The sequence below is a fragment of the Vibrio sp. 1731 genome (assembly GCF_033339955.1).
In the GTDB taxonomy this organism is placed as follows: domain Bacteria; phylum Pseudomonadota; class Gammaproteobacteria; order Enterobacterales; family Vibrionaceae; genus Vibrio; species Vibrio alginolyticus.
Genome location: NZ_JAWOVO010000051.1, coordinates 1 through 6,368, shown reverse-complemented (window position 1 = coordinate 6,368; position 6,368 = coordinate 1). Strand labels below are relative to the sequence as shown.

Here is a 6,368-nt window from a genome sequence, read left to right as displayed (position 1 = left end):
TGTTTTACCGTGGTCAACGTGGCCGATAGTACCAACGTTAACGTGCGGTTTCGTACGTTCAAATTTTTCTTTAGACATGAGTGGTCCCTCTAGGTACGGATTTAGGTGGCCCAAATTGACCACGCAACCAAAAAAAGATAATTGGTAAATCTAATATCAAAAGGAAATAAACTTGAGAGCTGGTGCTGATAGGCAGACTCGAACTGCCGACCTCATCCTTACCAAGGATGCGCTCTACCACCTGAGCTATATCAGCACTCAAATTAGAGTGGAGCGGGCAGCGGGAATCGAACCCGCATCATCAGCTTGGAAGGCTGAGGTAATAGCCATTATACGATGCCCGCAACACGTAACTCTGAGAGCTATTTCCTAAAGAATATGGTGGAGGGGGACGGATTCGAACCATCGAAGGCGGTGCCGGCAGATTTACAGTCTGCTCCCTTTGGCCACTCGGGAACCCCTCCAAATTTTCAAGCCATTCAGACTACTAAAGGAAAGAATGGTGCCGACTACCGGAATCGAACTGGTGACCTACTGATTACAAGTCAGTTGCTCTACCTACTGAGCTAAGTCGGCATAAGTGGTGCGCATTCTATTGAATGATTTTCTAGGTTGCAATAGTAATTTGAAAAAAAATCATAAATTTCGATTTTTTAGATTCGTTTGCTGCAAATTCGTACAAACTTAGCTTTTTTAAAGTAAACTTCGACCTTTGTCGTTTGCTTTGAAGTTCGCTTGATGTATGTTCTTGCTTCTATTAAACCAAGGATAAAAGAGACCCATGAGTCCATTTTTGTCATTTGACCGTGCAAATTGGGCCGAGTTAAGAAACTCTGTACCGATGACACTTTCTGAAGACGACTTGACTGCGCTTCAGGGCATTAATGAAAACCTAACCATGGAGGAAGCGGTAGAGATCTACCTTCCTTTGTCTCGTCTTTTGAATCTGTATGTCCAGGCTCGTCAAAGCCGCAATTCCGTATTACAACAATTCTTAAATACAGAGGAACATGCTCCCCCTTTCGTAATTGGTATCGCTGGCAGTGTTGCTGTAGGCAAAAGTACGACTGCTCGTATTCTAACGGCATTGCTTTCTCGTTGGGAGAATCATCCCAAAGTGTCCTTGGTTACAACAGATGGCTTCCTATATCCGAAAAAAGTACTAGAAGAACGCGGTATCATGCATCGTAAAGGCTTCCCAGAATCCTATGATATCAAGCGCTTAGTCGAGTTCATGTCTGACGTAAAGGCAGGAAAGCCCGATCTTGAAGTACCCATCTACTCTCACATCACGTATGACATTACTGATGAACTAAGAAAAGTGGATAGACCGGATGTTCTTATTATTGAAGGTTTAAACGTTCTGCAAAGTGGAATGGACTATCCACATGACCCGCATCGTGTCTTCGTCTCTGACTTTTTAGATTTTTCAATTTATGTCGATGCAGAAACAGAGACCATTGAACATTGGTATGTAGAACGCTTTTTAAAGTTTCGCCAAGGGGCCTTTACGAAACCAGGCTCTTATTTTAGCCACTACACACAACTCTCTGTCGATGACGCAAAGAAAAAAGCGAAGCAAATTTGGCATGATATTAATGGGCTCAATTTAGAATTGAATATTCTTCCAACTCGTGAGAGAGCCCACTTGATTCTACACAAAGGCGTTAACCACTTAGTTGATAAAGTCTCGTTGCGAAAGTAATCGAAGATTAGTCACTTTTACGCAACGAGATTTCACCACCAATATAAGTCTCTAGTCCTTGGGAGGTTTCGATTAATATTCCACCTTGATGATCGATGCCTCGAACGACGCCATATACCTCTCTAGGACCAATAAGCAGTTTGACCTGACGATTAAGGAAATTGTCTAACCGATTCCAACGTTCGATAAAGCCAGTAAGTCCTTTCATTTCATATTCGACAAGTGCGGAATTCCAATGCTTGATAAGTGTCATTGCTAGAACATTTCTATCGATCTTGAGACTCTGATTTACTTGGTTCAACGTGGTCCATGGCTGGTCAATCTCAGGCTGGTCGTCAGGCATTCCAATATTCAGGCCCATCCCAATCACTAGATGAGCAGCCCCACCGGCCTGACCCGACATTTCAACCAAGATTCCGGCCAGTTTTTTATCTTGATAATACAAGTCATTCGGCCACTTGAGTTTAACACCTTGCATGCCTACTTCTTCCAAAGCTTCCACTGCGGCAATCCCAATCACCAAGCTCAAGCCCATTGCCGCAGCCATTCCTGCATCCAGTCGCCAATACATAGAGAGATATAAGTTAGAGCCAAACGGTGAGACCCATTGTCTACCGCGGCGACCACGCCCTTGTGCTTGATATTCAGCAATACAAACACGGCCCTTTTCCGAATCCGCGACTCTGTCGAGCAAATATTGATTCGTTGAGTCAATCACAGGGACGAGTTCAACAAGTGACTCCGAGCTAGTGGTAAGGAGAGTCTCGTCTAACAACTGCAATGGTGAGGCTAATTGGTAACCGCGCCCTTGCACTCGATAAATATCAATCCCCCATTCACTAAGACCTTTAATGTGCTTAGCGATTGCCGCTCTGGAAACATTAAGATCGTCGCCCAACGCTTCTCCTGAATGAAACTCTCCATCACTTAATAACCTTAAAATATGAAGTTTCGTAGAGTGATCTTTTCTCATCTAGATGCCTCGATCTGAGTCAAATTCGTCTCCCCGGTACGATTGAGAAAGCGTACTTCATGCTCAAGTATGATTTGGTATTTATCCCATACCGTCTGCTTCACTAAATAAGCAAGCGCGACAATGTCATCAGCACTACAATTATCCATGTTGGTCAAAACCAAAGCTTGCATAGGGTTGACCTGCGCACCGTGTACAGACTTCCCTTTTAATCCACACTGATCGATAAGCCAACCAGCAGCAATTTTCATTCCTCCAGAAGCTGGGTAGGCCACTACGTTAGGGTATTTTTTTGTGAGTCGATCATAGTGATCTTGCGTGATCACTGGGTTTTTAAAGAAACTACCTGCGTTACCTATCTTGGTTGGATCTGGCAGTTTTGCCTTTCGCACTTGGCATACTCGTTCGAAGATAGAAGCAGGGCTGAGTTGTTCTTCTGGGATACTTTGTAAAGGACCGTACTGGTTAATCGGCTGCCATTGCTTCGCCAACTTAAGCCCTAATGCGGTGATAAAGCACTTTCCGTGCAACGCATGTTTAAATATGGAATCCCTATAGGCAAACTCACAGTCTTGGGCGTGCATTCTTTTGTTTTCAAACGTAGTTAGATCAAGAACATCTACATAATCACAGATGTCTTTTAGCTCTAGGCCATACGCACCAATGTTCTGAATAGGAGCCGAGCCAGCACAACCTGGAATCAAAGCTAAGTTCTCGATCCCACCGATCCCCTGATTCACACACCAGGAAACCAATTCAGGCCAATCTTCACCACCGGCAATATGTAATAGGTAGTGCTCATCCGTTTCCGTGACTTCTTTACCCATGATTCGATTAACAATCACTAATCCCTCAAAATGTTCTGTAAAAAGAACATTACTTCCTTTACCTAAAAAAAGTTTCGGTAAATGGGTGAATCTTGGGTTTTGAAATAGCTCAATAACATCTTCAAGCGACTCAACGATAGCTAAATAGGAACACGATTGTTCAATTCCAAAAGTATGGTAAGCCTTTAGGCTCGCATTTGTTTTAATTTGCATAGTAGGTTTGCAACACCAGATAAGATTCTCTTAAACTGTCGACATTCTACATTAGTTATCTTTTAACCGCAGTGACAATACCAGACTCATTAATCATAGAAGTGTTAAATCCCATCAAGCTCCCCCTCATTAAGAAACTATACAAAGCGTATTACCCTGCGGGTCGAGCCAAAAAAGATGAATTGATCATTACAGCAAGCCATAAAGGTGAAATCATTGCGTTACTACGTTTAAAAAGTGTAGATAAAGTTCGTCTATTGACAGGAATGTTGGTCATTCCGAAAGTTAGGGGAACAGGGATTGGAAAAGAACTACTAACTCATTGTAAAAAAAATGTTTTCACTGATGGCGATTATTGCTTCGCGTTTACACATCTCGAATCCTATTATTCCAAGCATGGATTCACAACAATTGATTGCTCTGAGCTACCACACCCGCTAAAAATGGCATTTCAACGTTATGTAGATAGCGGTAAAGATCTCATTCCAATGCAATTCATCTCTTCAACGACATCAAAACGCGTGCTTTTGTAGCCAGGTAAATCATATCTTTGATAAAATGGCAGGTTCGCAATATTGCACTAAACTAAGGTACTCATACCGATATGATAGTAAGTAGGAATCCATTCGAACAGTTGCCAAGTCTCGCTGTCAATCCGGAAGACTTTGATGTTCTGTATTCAGCAGAATCATTCAGAACCCGTCTTTTAGATGCTATCAGCAAAGCAACGTCGCGAATTTACCTAGTCGCTCTATATCTGGAAGATGATGAAGCTGGACGTGAAATTCTCACTGCGCTTTATGAAGCGAAACAGCGCAATCCTGGGTTGGACATCAATATCTGTGTCGACTGGCATCGAGCGCAGCGTGGCCTGATTGGTGCGGAGACATCTGAGGGTAATTCAGCGCTTTACAAAGCATATGCCAGCAAATACCAACACCCAATCCCTGTCTATGGCATACCAGTGCGTGGCAGAGAAGTTTTTGGGGTACTGCATTTAAAAGGCTTCATTGTCGATGATACTGTTATCTACAGTGGGGCGAGCTTAAATAACGTTTATCTCCATTATCATGAACGTTATCGATTTGATCGTTACCATGTGATTCGACATGAATCTTTAGCGAATTCAATGGTGCAATTCATTCAGGAAGAAATGATTGCTCACCCTGCCGTTAATGATCTTGCAGGAAAAGATAAGCCAGAAACCAAAGAAATAAAGTCGGCGATTCGCCAACTGAGGGCTTCTCTTGCTCAAGCCAACTATAAGTTTGAAGACCAAGCTGCAACAGAAGAAAGTGTAAAAGTCACTCCGTTAGTTGGGCTAGGCAAACGCCGTAATCTGCTCAATCAACAGATTGTAAAGTTATTGGCAGCAGCCCAAGACGAAATTTTCATTTGTACGCCTTACTTTAACTTCCCTAAAGCACTTCATCGTGAAGTGAAACGAGCCATGAAGCGTGGTGTGAAAGTAACTATTGTTGTGGGCGATAAAACCGCCAATGACTTTTACATTGCACCTGAGGAAGACTTTAAAACCATTGGCGGACTTCCATATCTTTACGAAGTGAATTTGCGTCGCTTTGCGAAAGCCAATGAAGCGAATATCGCCGCACGTAAATTGTCAATTCACCTATGGAAGCATGACAATAACAGCTTCCACCTTAAGGGTATTTGGGTTGATAAACGCTATATGCTACTTACTGGGAATAACCTAAACCCACGTGCTTGGTCACTCGACCTAGAAAATGGGCTACTCATACAAGACAATTATGCGAAGCTCACTGAGAAGTTTGAAGACGAAGTTTCGCGTATTCTTGAGCATACTCACCTTATCTGTACTTATAAGCAATTAGAGAAAGTAGAAGACTATCCTATAGGGGTACAGCGACTGGTCAGAAAAATTACCCGCCTAAAGGCAGATGGTGTTTTAAAACGTATTCTTTAGACATCATTTCTCGCTCTAAAGTACGTCGAGATTTTTATACTAAGCCAACCGCTTTAGCAGTTGGCTTTTTCATATAATCCATTTGGAATACTTAACTATTTTCTAGTACCGCTAGTGAGCACATAACCACTTAGATCTAGAGCGACTCTCTTAATGGGTTTGAGCTTTGACGTTTGTGAGTATTCCGCATAGCTTACAGCCTCGAGCTAAGCTACCCCTCTCTGTTTTGGCGCTTCTTACCCCTTGGCGATATATTTTTTCTGAGACTCATCAAATGTTCAGCGTCGAAAATCATCACCTCGCTAATGAAGAGCTCCTTCAATCTTTCACCTTCCAATTCTTTTCAAGTCGTTTGATTTTTGAGCCAGGAGAGATTGGGGGTATATATGACGCTTTTCTGGATTATGTGCACAGTTCGTTTTTTCTTTCTCATCAAGATTCAAGCCGTTGAACGCCTTTGAATACCATAGATTACTTAGGTTTGTTTGTAGGTCATATTGTCTTTCCACAGCATCAACGGCCTATATTAATTAAAGCCTAGTGTGTAATCACGCAAAGTTCACTTAGTAGGGATTATGGGGAGTAGTCTAATTAGGTGTAAACACACTTCAGGGAAACGCCGCAGTAGAAACGAAAAAAGCCTCAGTCTTTCGACTGAGGCTTAATATAAGTGGCGGAGTGGACGGGACTCGAACCCGCGACCCC

Annotated in this window: 5 protein-coding genes and 4 tRNA genes; 3 read left to right on the top strand and 6 right to left on the bottom strand. The window is 42.7% G+C overall.

Annotated elements, in window-relative coordinates; all coding sequences use genetic code 11:
- Nucleotides 1–180: 180 nt before the first annotated feature.
- The 4 genes from R7035_RS24855 to R7035_RS24840 form a co-directional block, all read right to left on the bottom strand.
- A tRNA-Thr gene (locus tag R7035_RS24855) sits at nucleotides 181–256 on the bottom strand.
- A gap of 13 nt (nucleotides 257–269) precedes the next feature.
- Nucleotides 270–344 (bottom strand) — tRNA-Gly (locus R7035_RS24850).
- A gap of 35 nt (nucleotides 345–379) precedes the next feature.
- Nucleotides 380–464 (bottom strand) — tRNA-Tyr (locus tag R7035_RS24845).
- Between the two features lie 36 nt (nucleotides 465–500).
- Nucleotides 501–576 (bottom strand) — tRNA-Thr (locus R7035_RS24840).
- A 205-nt stretch (nucleotides 577–781) separates the two neighbouring features.
- Between R7035_RS24840 and coaA the strand changes: the two genes are divergently transcribed.
- Nucleotides 782–1,705, top strand: a complete 924-nt coding sequence (gene coaA, locus R7035_RS24835; protein ID WP_005388683.1) for a type I pantothenate kinase — start codon at nucleotides 782–784, stop codon at nucleotides 1,703–1,705.
- A gap of 7 nt (nucleotides 1,706–1,712) precedes the next feature.
- Here coaA and birA read toward each other — a convergent pair whose 3' ends face one another.
- Together birA and murB are read right to left on the bottom strand one after the other, a co-directional pair.
- On the bottom strand, nucleotides 1,713–2,678 hold the full coding sequence (gene birA / locus R7035_RS24830) for a bifunctional biotin--[acetyl-CoA-carboxylase] ligase/biotin operon repressor BirA (RefSeq protein WP_017821965.1): 966 nt from the start codon (nucleotides 2,676–2,678) through the stop codon (nucleotides 1,713–1,715).
- Nucleotides 2,675–3,718: a UDP-N-acetylmuramate dehydrogenase gene (murB, locus tag R7035_RS24825; RefSeq protein WP_025768995.1), complete on the bottom strand. Its 1,044-nt coding sequence runs from the start codon at nucleotides 3,716–3,718 to the stop codon at nucleotides 2,675–2,677. Before murB ends, birA begins: the two co-directional genes overlap by 4 nt.
- Nucleotides 3,719–3,819: 101 nt before the next feature.
- Here murB and R7035_RS24820 point away from each other — a divergent pair, with 101 nt between their 5' ends.
- Together R7035_RS24820 and pssA are read left to right on the top strand one after the other, a co-directional pair.
- The gene (locus R7035_RS24820; protein WP_025768994.1) at nucleotides 3,820–4,251 is read left to right on the top strand and encodes a GNAT family N-acetyltransferase; all 432 of its coding nucleotides are present in this window, start codon (nucleotides 3,820–3,822) and stop codon (nucleotides 4,249–4,251) included.
- Between the two features lie 71 nt (nucleotides 4,252–4,322).
- On the top strand, nucleotides 4,323–5,663 hold the full coding sequence (pssA, locus tag R7035_RS24815) for a CDP-diacylglycerol--serine O-phosphatidyltransferase (RefSeq protein ID WP_005388686.1): 1,341 nt from the start codon (nucleotides 4,323–4,325) through the stop codon (nucleotides 5,661–5,663).
- The last annotated feature ends 705 nt before the right edge of the window (nucleotides 5,664–6,368 follow it).

Coding starts and splice junctions, on each gene's coding strand:
- coaA (WP_005388683.1), top strand. CDS start 782: ATGAGTCCATTTTTGTCATTTGACCGTGCAAATTGGGCCGAGTTAAGA.
- birA (WP_017821965.1), bottom strand. CDS start 2,678: ATGAGAAAAGATCACTCTACGAAACTTCATATTTTAAGGTTATTAAGT.
- murB (WP_025768995.1), bottom strand. CDS start 3,718: ATGCAAATTAAAACAAATGCGAGCCTAAAGGCTTACCATACTTTTGGA.
- pssA (WP_005388686.1), top strand. CDS start 4,323: ATGATAGTAAGTAGGAATCCATTCGAACAGTTGCCAAGTCTCGCTGTC.